At 46.8% G+C, this 14,172-nt stretch carries 14 protein-coding genes; all 14 read right to left on the bottom strand.

Translation table 11 applies throughout. The annotated features are described in order from the left end of the window. Positions 1 to 131 precede the first annotated feature (131 nt). The gene (gene dut, locus ACUTVW_RS06040) at positions 132 to 575 is read right to left on the bottom strand and encodes a dUTP diphosphatase (RefSeq protein WP_445644907.1); all 444 of its coding nucleotides are present in this window, start codon (positions 573 to 575) and stop codon (positions 132 to 134) included. Continuing rightward, the gene (locus ACUTVW_RS06035) at positions 541 to 1,821 is read right to left on the bottom strand and encodes a M16 family metallopeptidase (protein WP_445644906.1); all 1,281 of its coding nucleotides are present in this window, start codon (positions 1,819 to 1,821) and stop codon (positions 541 to 543) included. Before ACUTVW_RS06035 ends, dut begins: the two co-directional genes overlap by 35 nt. Before the next feature lie 100 nt (positions 1,822 to 1,921). Further along, entirely contained in the window at positions 1,922 to 2,917 is a 996-nt protein-coding gene (locus tag ACUTVW_RS06030; protein ID WP_445644905.1) for a polysaccharide deacetylase family protein, read from the bottom strand. Positions 2,918 to 3,091: 174 nt separating this feature from the next. Continuing rightward, positions 3,092 to 5,194, bottom strand: a complete 2,103-nt coding sequence (gene pnp, locus ACUTVW_RS06025) for a polyribonucleotide nucleotidyltransferase (protein WP_445644904.1) — start codon at positions 5,192 to 5,194, stop codon at positions 3,092 to 3,094. A gap of 259 nt (positions 5,195 to 5,453) precedes the next feature. Next, on the bottom strand, positions 5,454 to 5,723 hold the full coding sequence (gene rpsO / locus ACUTVW_RS06020) for a 30S ribosomal protein S15 (protein WP_056700672.1): 270 nt from the start codon (positions 5,721 to 5,723) through the stop codon (positions 5,454 to 5,456). 159 nt (positions 5,724 to 5,882) lie between these two features. Beyond that, positions 5,883 to 6,821, bottom strand: a complete 939-nt coding sequence (locus ACUTVW_RS06015; protein WP_445644903.1) for a bifunctional riboflavin kinase/FAD synthetase — start codon at positions 6,819 to 6,821, stop codon at positions 5,883 to 5,885. A gap of 70 nt (positions 6,822 to 6,891) precedes the next feature. Continuing rightward, entirely contained in the window at positions 6,892 to 7,815 is a 924-nt protein-coding gene (gene truB / locus ACUTVW_RS06010) for a tRNA pseudouridine(55) synthase TruB (protein WP_445644902.1), read from the bottom strand. Further along, positions 7,809 to 8,786 carry a DHH family phosphoesterase gene (locus ACUTVW_RS06005; RefSeq protein ID WP_445644901.1) on the bottom strand — a complete coding sequence of 326 codons (978 nt, stop codon included), beginning with the start codon at positions 8,784 to 8,786 and terminating at the stop codon, positions 7,809 to 7,811. The genes truB and ACUTVW_RS06005 overlap by 7 nt, the downstream gene beginning before the upstream one ends. A gap of 19 nt (positions 8,787 to 8,805) precedes the next feature. Further along, entirely contained in the window at positions 8,806 to 9,165 is a 360-nt protein-coding gene (rbfA, locus tag ACUTVW_RS06000) for a 30S ribosome-binding factor RbfA (protein WP_434751651.1), read from the bottom strand. A gap of 25 nt (positions 9,166 to 9,190) precedes the next feature. Beyond that, positions 9,191 to 11,812, bottom strand: coding sequence for a translation initiation factor IF-2 (gene infB / locus ACUTVW_RS05995; RefSeq protein WP_445644900.1), 2,622 nt, complete (start codon positions 11,810 to 11,812; stop codon positions 9,191 to 9,193). Next, a complete protein-coding gene (locus ACUTVW_RS05990) occupies positions 11,805 to 12,134 on the bottom strand; it encodes a L7Ae/L30e/S12e/Gadd45 family ribosomal protein (RefSeq protein WP_342555501.1) in 330 nt (109 codons plus the stop codon). Before ACUTVW_RS05990 ends, infB begins: the two co-directional genes overlap by 8 nt. Then, the gene (rnpM, locus tag ACUTVW_RS05985) at positions 12,127 to 12,435 is read right to left on the bottom strand and encodes an RNase P modulator RnpM (RefSeq protein ID WP_445644899.1); all 309 of its coding nucleotides are present in this window, start codon (positions 12,433 to 12,435) and stop codon (positions 12,127 to 12,129) included. Before rnpM ends, ACUTVW_RS05990 begins: the two co-directional genes overlap by 8 nt. A 25-nt stretch (positions 12,436 to 12,460) precedes the next feature. Beyond that, on the bottom strand, positions 12,461 to 13,558 hold the full coding sequence (gene nusA / locus ACUTVW_RS05980; protein ID WP_090923835.1) for a transcription termination factor NusA: 1,098 nt from the start codon (positions 13,556 to 13,558) through the stop codon (positions 12,461 to 12,463). 124 nt (positions 13,559 to 13,682) lie between these two features. After that, on the bottom strand, positions 13,683 to 14,144 hold the full coding sequence (gene rimP, locus ACUTVW_RS05975) for a ribosome maturation factor RimP (RefSeq protein ID WP_434751655.1): 462 nt from the start codon (positions 14,142 to 14,144) through the stop codon (positions 13,683 to 13,685). Between the last annotated feature and the right edge of the window lie 28 nt (positions 14,145 to 14,172).

Here is a 14,172-nt window from a genome sequence, read left to right as displayed (position 1 = left end):
GGGGGTGAAAACAATAAATGAACTCATGTTCAACACAAAAAAAGCCGCCCTGTGAAGGACGGCTATGATACACGATGTATCCAGATGTTATTTAAACTAAGCACTTCCGGACAAAGGAGATATAACACACGTTACTTACCCGTATGACCAAATCCACCATCGCCTCGTACGGTCTCTGAAAGTTCTTCCACTTCAGTCAATTCGATGACAGGAACTGTCTGGAACACGATCTGGGCGATGCGTTCTCCGCGCACAATCGTAAATGGTTCTTGTCCCAAATTAATGAGCAGCACTTTCACCTCTCCGCGATAATCGGCATCAATCGTGCCCGGAGTATTCAGACAGGTAATACCGTGTTTGAATGCCAGCCCGCTACGTGGTCGAATTTGAGCTTCCAGCCCAGCTGGCATGGCCATTGCAAGCCCAGTCGGGATCAACGTGCGCTGACCCGGCTGCAGTACAACCTCTTCTTCTAATGCGGCCACAACATCAAATCCAGCAGCCAGCTCGGACATTTTTTGCGGTAGTTTAATATCTTCGTTACCTGGTAGTTTCTTTATCTGAACGTAATGCAACTAAATCATCCCTTCTCAATCCCGCAATCGTCTTGTCTGAAGCACCTACCATAGCAAGTGCAAACGGCTCTGCAAACATCAGATCAAGCACAGCATTAATATCATGCATCGTTACTTGCTCAATTTTGACAATCATCTCATCAAGTGTATGATGTCTGCCAAGCATCAATTCGTTTTTCCCAAGTCGGTTCATTCGGCTGCCCGTGCTCTCCAGACTCAGAATTAAACTGCCTTTCAGTTGTTCTTTGCCTTTACGCAGTTCATCCTCAGATAAACCATTTACAGCCAGGTCGCGAAGCACTTCTTTGGTCAGCTCCAATACTTCCTTCGTCTGTTTCGGAGCTGTACCCGCATAGATTGTAAATAGACCGCTGTCTGCATGCGAACTATGATAGGAATATACGGAATAGGCGAGTCCGCGCTTTTCACGAATTTCCTGGAATAGTCTGGAGCTCATTCCCCCACCAATCGCATTGTTAAGAACAACCATGGCAAATTGAAGCGGATCTCCAATTTTACAGCCTGGGAACGAGATACAGATGTGATTCTGCTCCGTTTTCTTTTTATGGAAGAGTTGTCCGCTTTGGAATGCCGGCATGTTCACTTCTTCCGTTACCCCTTTGACGTCAAACCCACCAAAGTGTTTCTCCATCAGATCAATTACACTGTCATCTATATTGCCCGCAATGCTGATCACTGTGTTCTCGATCGTGTAATGTTCCTTCATGTATGCACGCAAATGACTGGAATCCATCGCTTTAAGACGTTCTTCTGTGCCGAGGATTGGATAAGCAAGCGGGTGTTCTCCATATGCAGCCAAAGCCATCAAATCATGAACCATATCGTCAGGCGTATCCTCGTACATTGAGATTTCTTCCAGAATCACGTTTTTTTCTTTAGCCAGTTCACCATCGTCCATTTTCGAGCGAAAAAACATATCGGACAATACATCGACCGCGATCGGCAGATGTTCATCCAGCACTTTCGCATAATAACAGGTATATTCCTTGGAGGTAAATGCATTCACATTACCGCCGATAGCGTCAAACTGCTCCGCAATGGCTTTGGCATCGAAACGATCTGTTCCCTTAAAAAGCATATGTTCAATAAAATGGGATACCCCGTTATTTTCGAGCTGCTCATTACGCGAACCTGTTTTGACCCATATTCCGAACGATACGGAACGACAGGTCGGGATTTGTTCCATCACTACTCTGAGGCCATTGCCCAGCTGAATTTTTTTCACGGTTGGCCCTCCTACATCTCTATAATTGCCCTGACCCCAATCTTCGAAGATTGAGATAGACATTAGTTCCAACTTTTTGATATTAACAAAAAAACGGCGTTCACTCAACCGCATGCCCATCCGCCCGTTCGGAAGACAACGTCTCACTTACCGTTCCAAGCGACAATCCCTTGGCGTGAATGGAATTAATCATGCCTTTCAGCGCACCCGCAGAGGAAGCTGTAGGATGCATTAGAATTAATGAACCCGCCTCCGTTTTATTCGCAATTTTGGCAATGATGGAGTCCGGGCTTGGTTTGCGCCAGTCCACCGTATCTAGCGTCCACAGGACGGTTTGTAAACCCATGGATGTCGCGATATCCACCGTTTTTTGATTAAAATCACCCGAGGGCGGTGCAAACCAGCGATTTTCTACACCAAGCGTTTGCTGCAGCAATTCCTGGGTTTTGCTTATCTCCAGTCTTGCTCTCTCCGTACTCAAACGACTCATATTCGGGTGTGAATACGCATGATTAGACAGCTCATGTCCACGCTTCTGAATTTCCTTGGCGAGTTCGGCGTTTTTGCTCAGCCAGCTACCATCCAGAAAAAAAGTAGCTTTCACCTTCTCAGCATCAAGCGTGTCCAGCATGGGAATGAGAAATTCATTCCCCCATGCGACATTGATCATAAAAGAAACCATCGGTTTACTCGCATTGCCTCGATAAATCGGATGTGCTCCCAGATCTTTTAACTGAATCTCAGGTTCAATCTGGCGATAAACATACGGAATTTTGGTATTCAGCGTGCCACCTAGTGCCTTTCGGTAGGTTGCTTCCACATCAATCTCCAGCCCATTATACCCCGGGATTGCTTTCCATACTCGATCAACTCTCGCATTCACCGGTGCAATTCGTGTCTCGGCTGCCTTATCCTTAATCGCGGATAACAACGATTCTTCTCCGGTAGCTTCCTTAAACATATCAAATGCATTCTGTGTGCCGGGACCATCACGGATCTCCGTAATGTATGTACGTACACTGTCGACTTGTCCGATTAGCATGACCGATGCCATACCCGCGAGAACAACCGCCAGTTTTTTGGATTGGTTTCTCACAGCTCCATCCTCCTGCCGTCTTTGTCCCCATCATATGAGGACAAGGGCAGGAATATGATTAAAAGCCCTGATTAATGAATAACCACATTCTAATTTTAACGTTAAAAAAAGAGCCAGAAATTCGCATTCTGTCTCTTCATTCAATCATGCATATGTTATTCAATCGTCAGCTGCCTAGGATTGCGCAGGTGCTTCCGCTGTTAGTACAGCTTTACGGGACAAGTTGATCCGGCCTTGCGGGTCAATCTCGGTTACTTTTACTGTGATGGAATCACCGATCGCCACAACATCTTCTACTTTCGCTACACGCTCAGTAGACAATTGAGAGATGTGAACCAGACCTTCTTTGTTTGGAAGCACTTCAACGAATGCACCGAATTTCTCAACGCGTTTTACTTTGCCGACATAGATTTCGCCAACCAGCACTTCGCGTACAATGCCTTCGATGATCGCTTTCGCTTTATCATTCATCTCCTGGTTGGAAGAAGCGATAAAGACACGTCCATCCTGCTCGATATCAATTTTAACACCAGTTTCTTCGATGATTTTATTGATGATTTTACCACCAGCACCAATAACATCACGGATTTTATCCGGATTGATATGCATAGTCGTAATTTTAGGTGCATACTGGGACAATTGCTCACGAGGTGTTTTCATCACTTCGGTCATTTTACCCAAAATGTGCATACGACCTTCTTTCGCTTGAGCCAGCGCTTCAGCCAAAATTTGACGGTCGATTCCATCAATTTTGATATCCATTTGGATAGCAGTTACGCCTTCAGGTGTTCCCGCAACTTTGAAGTCCATGTCGCCCAAGTGATCTTCCATACCTTGAATATCACTCAGAATAGACACATGCTCTCCATCTTTGATCAGACCCATCGCCACGCCAGCTACCGGAGCTTTGATTGGTACACCTGCGTCCATCATAGCAAGTGTACTTGCACAGATACTTGCCTGGGACGTAGAACCGTTGGATTCTAACACTTCGGACACCAAACGAATCGTGTATGGGAAGTCCGTTTCAGAAGGAATGACTTTGGACAACGCACGCTCACCAAGCGCACCATGTCCAATTTCACGGCGTCCTGGCGCACGAAGCGGACGAGCTTCACCTACGCTGAACGGAGGGAAATTATAATGATGCATGAAACGTTTTGTTTCTTCCAGACTGATACCATCCAGAATTTGAACATCACCCAGTGCACCTAGTGTACAGATGCTCAGTGCTTGTGTTTGCCCACGTGTGAACAGACCTGAACCATGTGTACGCGGCAGCAGGGAAGTATCACATTCAATTGCACGAATCTCGGCCAGACCGCGTCCATCCGGACGAACTTTATCATGAGTGATCAGACGGCGCACTTCTTCTTTGACGATATCGTGCAACACTTCTTTCACGTCTTTAAGCAATTCAGGTGATTCGATGTATTTCTCTTCAAAGTGAGCAACCGTTTCGTCATTCACGACATCAATCGCATCCTGACGTGCATGTTTCTCAGCAATTTTAACAGCTTCCACCAATCGTGCACTTGCAAAATCACGTACACTGCTGTTCACATCAGCATTAACTGCATGCAGCTTCACAGCCATCTTTTCTTTGCCAGCAACTTGAACGAGCTGCTCAATAACAGCCACAATGTTCTTGATTTCGTCGTGACCAAACATGATTGCTTCAAGCATCACTTCTTCTGGCAATTCATTCGCTTCAGCTTCAACCATCATGATCGCATCTTTAGTTCCTGCAACCACCAGTTCAAGTTCACTAATTTCAAGCTGCGCAATGGTTGGGTTAATAATGAACTCGCCATCAATGCGACCCACTTTTACGCCACCGATTGGTCCGCTAAAAGGTACATCTGAAATGCTAAGTGCTGCTGAAGTACCAATCATTGCTGCAATTTGTGGTTCACAGTCCTGATCCACACTCATAACAATATTCAGAACTTGCACATCATTACGGAAACCTTCCGGGAACAATGGACGAATCGGGCGGTCCGTCAGACGGCTTGCCAGAATCGCTTTCTCGGATGGTCTGCCTTCACGCTTGATAAATCCACCCGGGATTTTACCTACAGCGTACAATCTTTCTTCATAGTTTACTGTCAGTGGGAAAAAGTCCAAATCTTTCGGCTCACTGGATGCTGTCACAGTACACAACACTACCGTATCTCCGTATGTTACTTTAACAGCAGCATTTGCCTGCTTGGCCAAACGCCCGGTTTCAAGCGTAAGTTTTCTTCCACCAAGCTGCATTTCAACACGTTGTTCCATGAAATCCCTCCTTTAATTCGTTCCTATCACAATGGATTCTGCATACTTACAGTATTTCCTGCTTGTCCAGCATTCATTAGCTTGAGTCGGACGGAGTGCAGGCTGACTTGCAAAACAAAAGCTCCTCGCGGAGCCCTCAGCTACAAATATATGGCAACATGTTCATCTACAAAACAACCCGGCTGTAAGCTCCGCTTGTCCTTTTAGACAAAAGAACGGCGGATAACAGCCAGGTTGATTTTGAAAACATGTACGATAATTAACGACGCAATCCGAGTTTTTCGATCAGTGCGCTGTAACGTTTAACATCTTTGTTTTTCACGTAAGCCAAAAGCTTACGACGTTGACCTACCATTTTCAAAAGTCCACGACGTGAGTGGTGGTCTTTCTTATGCGTACGCAAGTGGTCTGTCAAACTTCTGATGTTTTCCGTAAGGATAGCAACTTGCACCTCAGGTGATCCAGTATCGGACTCATGAGTTTTGTGCTCGTCGATCAGTTGTTGTTTACGTTCTTGAGTCAATGCCATCCTATTCACCTCCTTCATTATAATCGCCGTTAGCCTCGTCACCGCCGGTGAGAGCGTGTAACCAAGCTAAGGTTAGTGTCATCTCATTCGACAACGTAGTACATTATACCATAGTTGCCCGAACAAAGTAAATGTAAACATGAATCTTATGAAAGATTTTTAGGAAAGCAAGCGAGCAGCGGTGAGTGCATCTTCACGAATCTGAGCAATCAAAGCGTCAATGGAATCGAATTTTCGTTCGTTTCGAATGTAATGCACCAGTTCTACTTTCAGCTCCTGATCATAAATTTGACCATCAAAATCAAGCAGATGCACTTCGTATGTCGGTCTCATTCCATTCTCGTGAAAGGTCGGTTTGACACCCAGGTTCATCACACCTGCCAGTTCTTGATCCCCGACATTAACTCGCACGGCGTATACACCTTTGGCTGGGGTAACATAGTGGTCGACAAGTTCGAGATTGGCGGTAGGAAAACCGATGGTTCGTCCCCGTTTCTCTCCGTGAATAACAGTACCTCTGACACTATAGGGGCGTCCAAGCCACTGACTTGCCTCATCCATCTCCCCACGTTTCAATAAAGCACGAATCAAGGAACTGCTTACTTTCTCCCCGCCAAGCAGAAACGGAGAAACCGTCTCTACCGTCATTTCTCCATCACCCAGCGTACGAAGCATTTGCTCGTCCCCTGCACCTTTGTGACCAAAGCGGAAATCAAATCCAACAACAGCTGTACGTGTCTGAAGAGGAAGTAACAGTTCGTGAACAAATTGCTCTGGCGAGAGCTGTGAAAATGATTCATTGAACTCGACTACATAGAGTATATCAACTCCCATGCCAGCCAGAATCTCTTCTTTGTCCCTGAGAGGGGTGAGATAACCTTCGTAATCCCCTTTACGCATTACTTCCTTCGGGTGTGGATGGAAAGTCATGACAGCCGATTTCATGCCCGATTCCCTTGCAATGCGAACTGCGGATAGAATGACACTTGCATGTCCGAGATGCAGCCCGTCAAATTGACCGATCGCCAGCACTTGGGGATGTGTAGTCAGTTCAGCCGATTGTAAGGTTTGCGGATAAGTTAGCATTACGGTTTTCACAATCATTCACCTGCATTTCACTTGATGGGCCAAGCTTGAACCTCGTGATCACTCCAAGCCCGGTACCTCTTTATTCCGGTAAGAAGACTTTAACAGCCCTCACAGTTGGTTTCAATTCATCCCGCTCAAATATCCCCAGAAACGTTCCATCCTGAGCATACAGACGCAGCACTCCTGGCTTCTCTGCTGGCGGATCCAGTAAACGTGCTGACAGCTTCTGACCTTGAAGAGCGCCCTTCGTCTGTTCCTCTCCAACCTTGTGGGCTGGAATAGAAGAAATCGCTTCGTCTACAGGGATCAGAGCCTCTGCCAGCGTACCCTCGGTCATGCGACGTTCCACTTCTTCGATACGAAGACAGTGATCTGCAGATATTCCGGCTGATATGGTGCGCTCCAATTTAACCATAGTGGAAGGAAAACCAAGCACACGGCCAATATCTACACACAAAGTTCGAATATAGGTTCCCTTTGAACATAAAGCGCGAAATGATATATCAGTTACTCCATCACTGGTTTCAATTCCGGTAAGCTCCAGCTCATAGATCGTGACCTCACGGCTCTTACGCTCCACCGTTTTACCTTCACGTGCCAGTTCATATAACCGTTTCCCATCCACTTTTACTGCAGAATACATCGGCGGAACCTGGGATATTGTACCCAAAAACCGCTCCAATACCTGCTGAACCTGTTCCTGGCTGACTTCCACAGCGGACTCTGATCGTTCAATCACTTCACCCGTGAGATCCTCTGTGTCTGTAGCGAGTCCCAATCTGAGTGTCGCCAGATATTCCTTTGGAAGTTCCTGCATATACTCCACAACCCTTGTCGCTCTCCCGAGACAGAGCGGGAGAACCCCGGTTACCTGCGGATCGAGAGTACCCGTATGACCAATCCGCTTCATTTTCAGTATTCGGCGCATTTTGGCTACAACATCATGGGAAGTGAAACCGGCCGGTTTATAAACCGGGAGAATGCCTTCAAACGGTTTTACCATTGAAAATTCACCTGCTTTAGCACTTTTTCCACGATATCGTCCAGCTTACCTTCCATTCGGCATCCAGCTGCGAGAACATGCCCGCCGCCGCCAAAGGTTTGTGCCAGTGCCGCTACATCTATTTTGCCAGCCGAGCGCATAGAAACTTTAGTGGCATTCTCGTTGATTACTTTGAAAAAGATACCTACTTCTACTCCTCGAATGTTACGAGTGTAGTTAACAATCCCTTCCAGATCTTCGTTGACCGCTTCACATGCGTGCATATCCTCGGGTGTAATAATGACCCATGCAACTTTACCGTCTTCTGACATTTGCAAAGATGAGAGCGCCTTGTTCAAAATACGGACTTGCGGGAAAGTCATCTCTTCCAGCAGTGATTGTGCAAGATAAGGCCCATCCACACCGTGTTCCAGCAAACGGGAAGCCGTAGCCATCACATTAGGACTGGTATTGGCATAACGGAAACCACCCGTGTCTGTAAGCAGACCCGTGTATACCGCTGTAGCTATATCCTTATCCCATGTAATGTTGAAGAGTTGCAGCAGTTCAAACAAAATCTCAGCCGTTGCTGCTGCATCGGATTTAATGATGTTTACTGCTCCATATCCGTTATTTGTGGGATGATGATCGATATTTAGAATCATTGCATCTTCTTCAAAATAATGACGGGTAAGCCCCACTCTCGCAAAGTCAGCACAATCTACACAGATGATCGCTTTATATTTACGTTCCGGGGGGTGTTCGGTCATGTTCACAATGGCGTCCGCCTGCCACAAAAAACGCATCCGTTGCGGAATTTCACCTTCATTGATCATTGTGAATGTCTTTCCCAGACATGACAGCAGCCAGCCCACCGTTACCGTCGAGCTGACTGCGTCACCGTCCGGCTGTACATGCGACACGACCAGGTAATCGTCATGCTCCAGCAGGAATTGTTTTCCTGCCTGGAGCGCCTGTTCATAAGTGTGCATTGCCGTCTCCTCTATTCTGTTACTGGGATTCGTTTTTGTCGGAACCAATATCGCCAAGCAGCTTTTCAATCCGGCTGCCGTAAGCGATCGATTCGTCAATCTTGAATATCAACTCGGGAACATGACGGAAACGGATACGTTTCCCGAGTTCCGTGCGCAGAAAGCCGTTTGCTTTGGCAAGTGCCTTAAGCGAGTTATCCTTCTGCTCCTGTTCACCGAAGACACTCAGATAAACTTTGGCTTGCGACAAGTCGCCAGTCACTTCAACTCCCGTTACAGTGATAAAACCGATACGTGGATCTTTCAGTTCTGACTGGATGAGCAGACTCAGTTCTTTCTTGATCTGCTCGCTCACTCTACCTGTACGAACCTTAGCCATTGTTGTTCACCTCATACTTCCTTGCTTATCGTTGTACGGTCTCCATGATGAAGGCTTCAATGACATCGCCTTCCTTGAGATCGTTGTATTTATCCAATGTGATACCACACTCGTAACCTTGAGCCACTTCTTTGGCATCATCTTTGAATCGTTTCAGGGAATCCAGCTTACCTTCGTAAAGGACGATACCATCACGAATGAGGCGTGCTTCCGCAGAACGAGTGATTTTGCCCGAGGTAACCATACAACCTGCAATGGTACCTACTTTACTAATGGAGAAGGTATTACGAACTTCAGCATGACCAATAACTTTTTCTTTGTAGATTGGATCAAGCATACCTTTCATTGCTTGTTCAATCTCTTCGATAACACTGTAGATCACGCGGTGTAGTCGAATGTCTACTTGCTCTTGATCCGCAGTAATTTTCGCCTGATTTTCAGGACGAACGTTGAAACCAATCACGATGGCATTCGAAGCCGCAGCCAAAATAATGTCGGATTCTGTGATCGCACCAGCACCGCTGTGAATGATCTTCACGCGTACGCCTTCAACTTCGATCTTGGCAAGGGAACCTTTCAATGCCTCGACCGAACCTTGCACGTCACCTTTAATGATCACATTCAAATCTTTGATCTCGCCATCTTTGATGTGTTGGAACAGATCATCAAGAGTTACACGTGTGTGCGTACCCAGATCGGATTCACGTTGCGTAATCGCACGTTTGTCAGCGATGGAACGAGCTTTACGCTCATCTTCGAAGACCATGAACGGATCTCCCGCACCTGGAACTTCAGTCAGACCCGTGATTTCCACCGGAGTAGACGGTCCTGCCTCTTTCAAACGACGGCCTTTATCATTGACCATTGCCCGTACACGACCGAAGCAGTTACCTGCCACGAAAGCATCCCCGACTTTTAATGTACCATGCTGTACAAGGATACGTGCAACTGGGCCGCGGCCCTTATCCAGCTCAGCTTCAATCACCGTACCACGGGCACGTTTATCCGGATTCGCTTTGTATTCATTTACTTCTGCAACGAGCAGAATCATTTCAAGCAAACCTTCCAGACCCATTCTTTGTTTCGCGGATACGTTGACAAAGATGGTATCTCCGCCCCACTCTTCCGGAACGAGTTCATAACTGGTCAGTTCTTGTTTTACTTTGTCCGGATCAGCGCCCGGTTTGTCGATTTTGTTGACTGCAACGATAATCGGCAGACCAGCAGCCTTGGCATGGTTAATTGCCTCAACGGTTTGTGGCATAACGCCATCATCCGCAGCGACAACAATAATCGTCATGTCCGTAACTTGTGCTCCACGCGCACGCATCGCTGTAAATGCTTCGTGACCTGGAGTATCAAGGAATGTGATTTTCTTGTTGTTAATCTCAACCTGATAAGCCCCGATATGCTGCGTAATTCCGCCCGCTTCACCGCCAGTTACATTCGTGGAACGAATAGCATCCAGCAATGTTGTTTTACCATGGTCAACGTGACCCATGATCGTTACAACCGGAGGACGTGATTGAAGATCTGCAGCATCATCATTCTCTTCCACAGTTTCAAAACGGTCATCTTCAAGCACGATCTTCACTTCAACTTCAACACCGAATTCACCTGCAAGCAAGAGAATAGTATCAATGTCCAGCTCTTGGTTAATGGTTGCCATTACACCCATACCGATGAGTTTTTTGATCACTTCAGAAGCATCTTTGTGAAGAAGTTTTGCTGTTTCACCAACCGTCATGTCACCGCGAACGATGATTTTCTTCGGTGTGTTATCGATTTTCTCACGTTGAACATACTGCTGCTGATTTCTGTTACGGTTGTTCTTGCCACCGCGGTTATTACGGAAGTTGCCACCACGATTGTCGTCAAAGCGACGTCCACCACCGCCTGTGCCTCCACCATTGGAGCGGTTGCCATTGTTATTACCGGAACTGCCTTGACCGCCTCTTCGTTGGCCACCTTGTCCCTGGCCTTGCCCTTGGCCACCACTACGGTTAGCGCTGTTGCTGGAGTTACCGCCGCTGTTCGGCCCTGTTGATCTGTTAGGACCACTGGTGTTTGATCCCGTTGTTGTTCTGCTAGGACCGCCACTATTGTTCGGACGTTGACCCGAACCTTGCGGACGTGAAGCTGTGCTGCCTTGACCACTTGATGCTGGTCTTGGACGGTTTCCTGTTTGTCCTCCTTGGCCTGAGCCTTGGGAAGTTGTTGTTCTGTTACGGCTATCTTGGCCGCTTGGTCTTTGAGTGCCATTGTTATTGTTGGAATTTGGTCTATTGTTCATACCTACCTGCTTTTCCTGTTGTATTTTTGTTTGTACGGGACTACCGGTTGTGTTACTGTCATTCGGCGTGTTCACTCCGCCGCCCGGCTTGTTGCTGTCCACTGGTTTGTCACTGCGCACAGCCGAAGTCGTAACCGACTTGGCTTCGTTACCTTGTTTCGATGCGGCAGTGGATTTGATATCTTTAAAAAATTGTTCCACCTTACCGACTGAACCATTCTCCATCACACTCATATGATTGTTAACGGGAATATCCAGTTTTTTAAGAATGGTAATAATTTCTTTACTACTCATGTTAAGGGACTTCGCATATTCATAAACTCGCAATTTTTCCTTGTTTTCCTGTTTACTCAATATACTCCACCTCCGACATTATACCGACTTGCTTGGAGATCATTTTTGCAAACCCAAGGTCTGTTACCGCAAGAACCACCCGCGTGTCTTTACCGATACTTGACCCTATACGGTCACGATCTAGTCCGATAAGAAGCGGAACCTTGTAAGTAGCACATTTGTCGCGAAATTTCTTTTGTGTATTCGCTGAAGCGTCACCTGCGACAATAACCATCTTGGCTTCACCCGAGCGTACCGCTTTATGCACAATCTCATCACCTGTAAGGAGTTTACCAGCGCGCATAGAGAGCCCGAGGTAAGACAGTACTTTCGTATCACTCATCCTCTTCACGCTCCTGTGCAGCTATGAATTCATCTTCAACTGAGATAAAATCCGCAGCGAGCTGCTCATAAATTTCTGGTGAAACTTTGCTCTTCAGTGCTCGATCCAGCGCTCGATTTTTTAGTGCAAGCTTGAAACAAGACTCTTTGCCGCACAGATATGCGCCGCGTCCAGACTTTTTACCAGTCAAATCGATCAGCACTTCGTCCTCAGGCGTTTTAACAATGCGAATCAGCTGCTTTTTGGGCATCATTTCCTGGCATGCCACACATTTGCGCAGCGGCACTTTTTTAGGTTTCATACGTCAGCGCCCCCCGTGCTTTCCTTTAATCGACGGAGACGGAATCCTGATGCATTTCCGAAGAAGAATCTTTTTCTCTGCCGAATTCCTGCTCCGCCTGGCTCTCGCTCTTAATGTCGATTTTCCAGCCCGTTAATTTGGCTGCCAATCTGGCATTTTGGCCTTTGATGCCAATGGCAAGGGACAGTTGATAGTCAGGAACAATCACCCGAGCCATCTTTTCTTCCTCAAACACATGAACTTCCAAGACCTTGGAAGGACTCAGTGCATTAGCCACATATTCATCCACTTGTTCGGAATATCGAACGATGTCAATTTTCTCACCGCGCAGCTCACCCACAATGGTCTGCACGCGCATTCCTTTTGGACCTACGCAAGATCCAACCGGATCAACTTCCTCATTGCGGGAATGAACTGCGATTTTGGAACGGAACCCTGCTTCACGGGCAACGGAACGAATTTCAACTACGCCGTCAAAAATCTCAGGCACTTCCAGCTCAAAGAGACGTTTCAAAAGCCCAGGGTGAGTACGGGACAAAATGATTTGCGGCCCTTTGGTCGTATTTTCAACCTTGGTAATATACGCCTTGATACGGTCACCGTGCACAAACTTCTCATTCGGCATTAATTCGGTGAGCGGCAGTGCCGCTTCGATTTTGCCCAGATCGATGTAGATATTGCGCAAATCCTGACGCTGCACTACTCCCGTAACGATATCTTCTTCCTTATCCACGAAAGCATTGTAGATCAGGCCGCGTTCGGCTTCACGAATCCGCTGGGTAACAACCTGTTTGGCCGTCTGTGCGGCAATACGTCCAAAGTCGCGCGGCGTAACTTCAATCTCCGCAATATCTTCCAGCTGGAAGTGAGGGTTAATTTCCCGTGCAGCAGGTAACGAAATTTCAGTTCGCGAATCCAGGACTTCTTCCACGATCAGTTTGCGGGCATATACACGAATAACCCCCGTATTACGGTTCATGTCAACACGTACGTTCTGCGCCGTGTTAAAATTACGCTTGTAACTGGAGATAAGTGCAGCCTCGATCGCTTCAAACAGCACATCCTTGCTGATCCCTTTTTCCCGTTCCAATTCATTCATTGCTTCAATAAAATCCATACTCATGAATGTTGATCCCCCTTTCAAACATGGCATCCCATACGTAAAACGGCGAAAGGCTCGAAACTTGTGAGCACCTTGCCGTTATCGTGAGATGTGTCTTTTTCATTAATCAAGTGAACAAGGCACTCTAAAACAAAATAGCCAAGCGCGCACTGGCAACCTTTTCATAAGAAACGGTATGCTGCTTCTTGCCTGCTTCGATCACAAGTTCCTCGTTATCAAAGGAAAGCAACTTGCCTTCGAATTCCTTCATTCCATTCACCGGCTCGTAGGTTGTAATGAACACATTCTTGCCTACGGCTTTGGCAACATCCTCTGCTTTTTTCAGTGGACGTTCCGCACCGGGAGAAGACACTTCAAGGAAATAGACAGATGGAATCGGATCGTTTTCATCCAGCTTGACGCTGAGCTTTTCGCTGATCAAGACACAATCGTCGATGTCGATTCCACCCTCTTTGTCGACATACACCCGTAAAAACCAGTTGCTGCCTTCTTTGACGTATTCGATGTCAACCAGCTCGAAGCCTTGTTCATTCAAGTAGGGTTGGATCATTTCTTCCACGGTAGATTTAATATTCGTTGTGCTCAAAACCGATAACCTCCAACTTAGGTTACAC

Source organism: Paenibacillus sp. TSA_86.1, assembly GCF_052691815.1.
This window is presented reverse-complemented; position numbering and strand designations above follow the sequence as displayed.

Excerpts from the sequence above, each read along its gene's own strand:
- pnp (WP_445644904.1), bottom strand. The coding sequence starts at position 5,194 with ATGGAACAACGTGTTGAAATGCAGCTTGGTGGAAGAAAACTTACGCTT.
- rpsO (WP_056700672.1), bottom strand. The coding sequence starts at position 5,723 with ATGGCATTGACTCAAGAACGTAAACAACAACTGATCGACGAGCACAAA.
- truB (WP_445644902.1), bottom strand. The coding sequence starts at position 7,815 with ATGGTAAAACCGTTTGAAGGCATTCTCCCGGTTTATAAACCGGCCGGT.
- ACUTVW_RS06005 (WP_445644901.1), bottom strand. The coding sequence starts at position 8,786 with ATGCACACTTATGAACAGGCGCTCCAGGCAGGAAAACAATTCCTGCTG.
- rbfA (WP_434751651.1), bottom strand. The coding sequence starts at position 9,165 with ATGGCTAAGGTTCGTACAGGTAGAGTGAGCGAGCAGATCAAGAAAGAA.
- ACUTVW_RS05990 (WP_342555501.1), bottom strand. The coding sequence starts at position 12,134 with ATGAGTGATACGAAAGTACTGTCTTACCTCGGGCTCTCTATGCGCGCT.
- rnpM (WP_445644899.1), bottom strand. The coding sequence starts at position 12,435 with ATGAAACCTAAAAAAGTGCCGCTGCGCAAATGTGTGGCATGCCAGGAA.
- nusA (WP_090923835.1), bottom strand. The coding sequence starts at position 13,558 with ATGAGTATGGATTTTATTGAAGCAATGAATGAATTGGAACGGGAAAAA.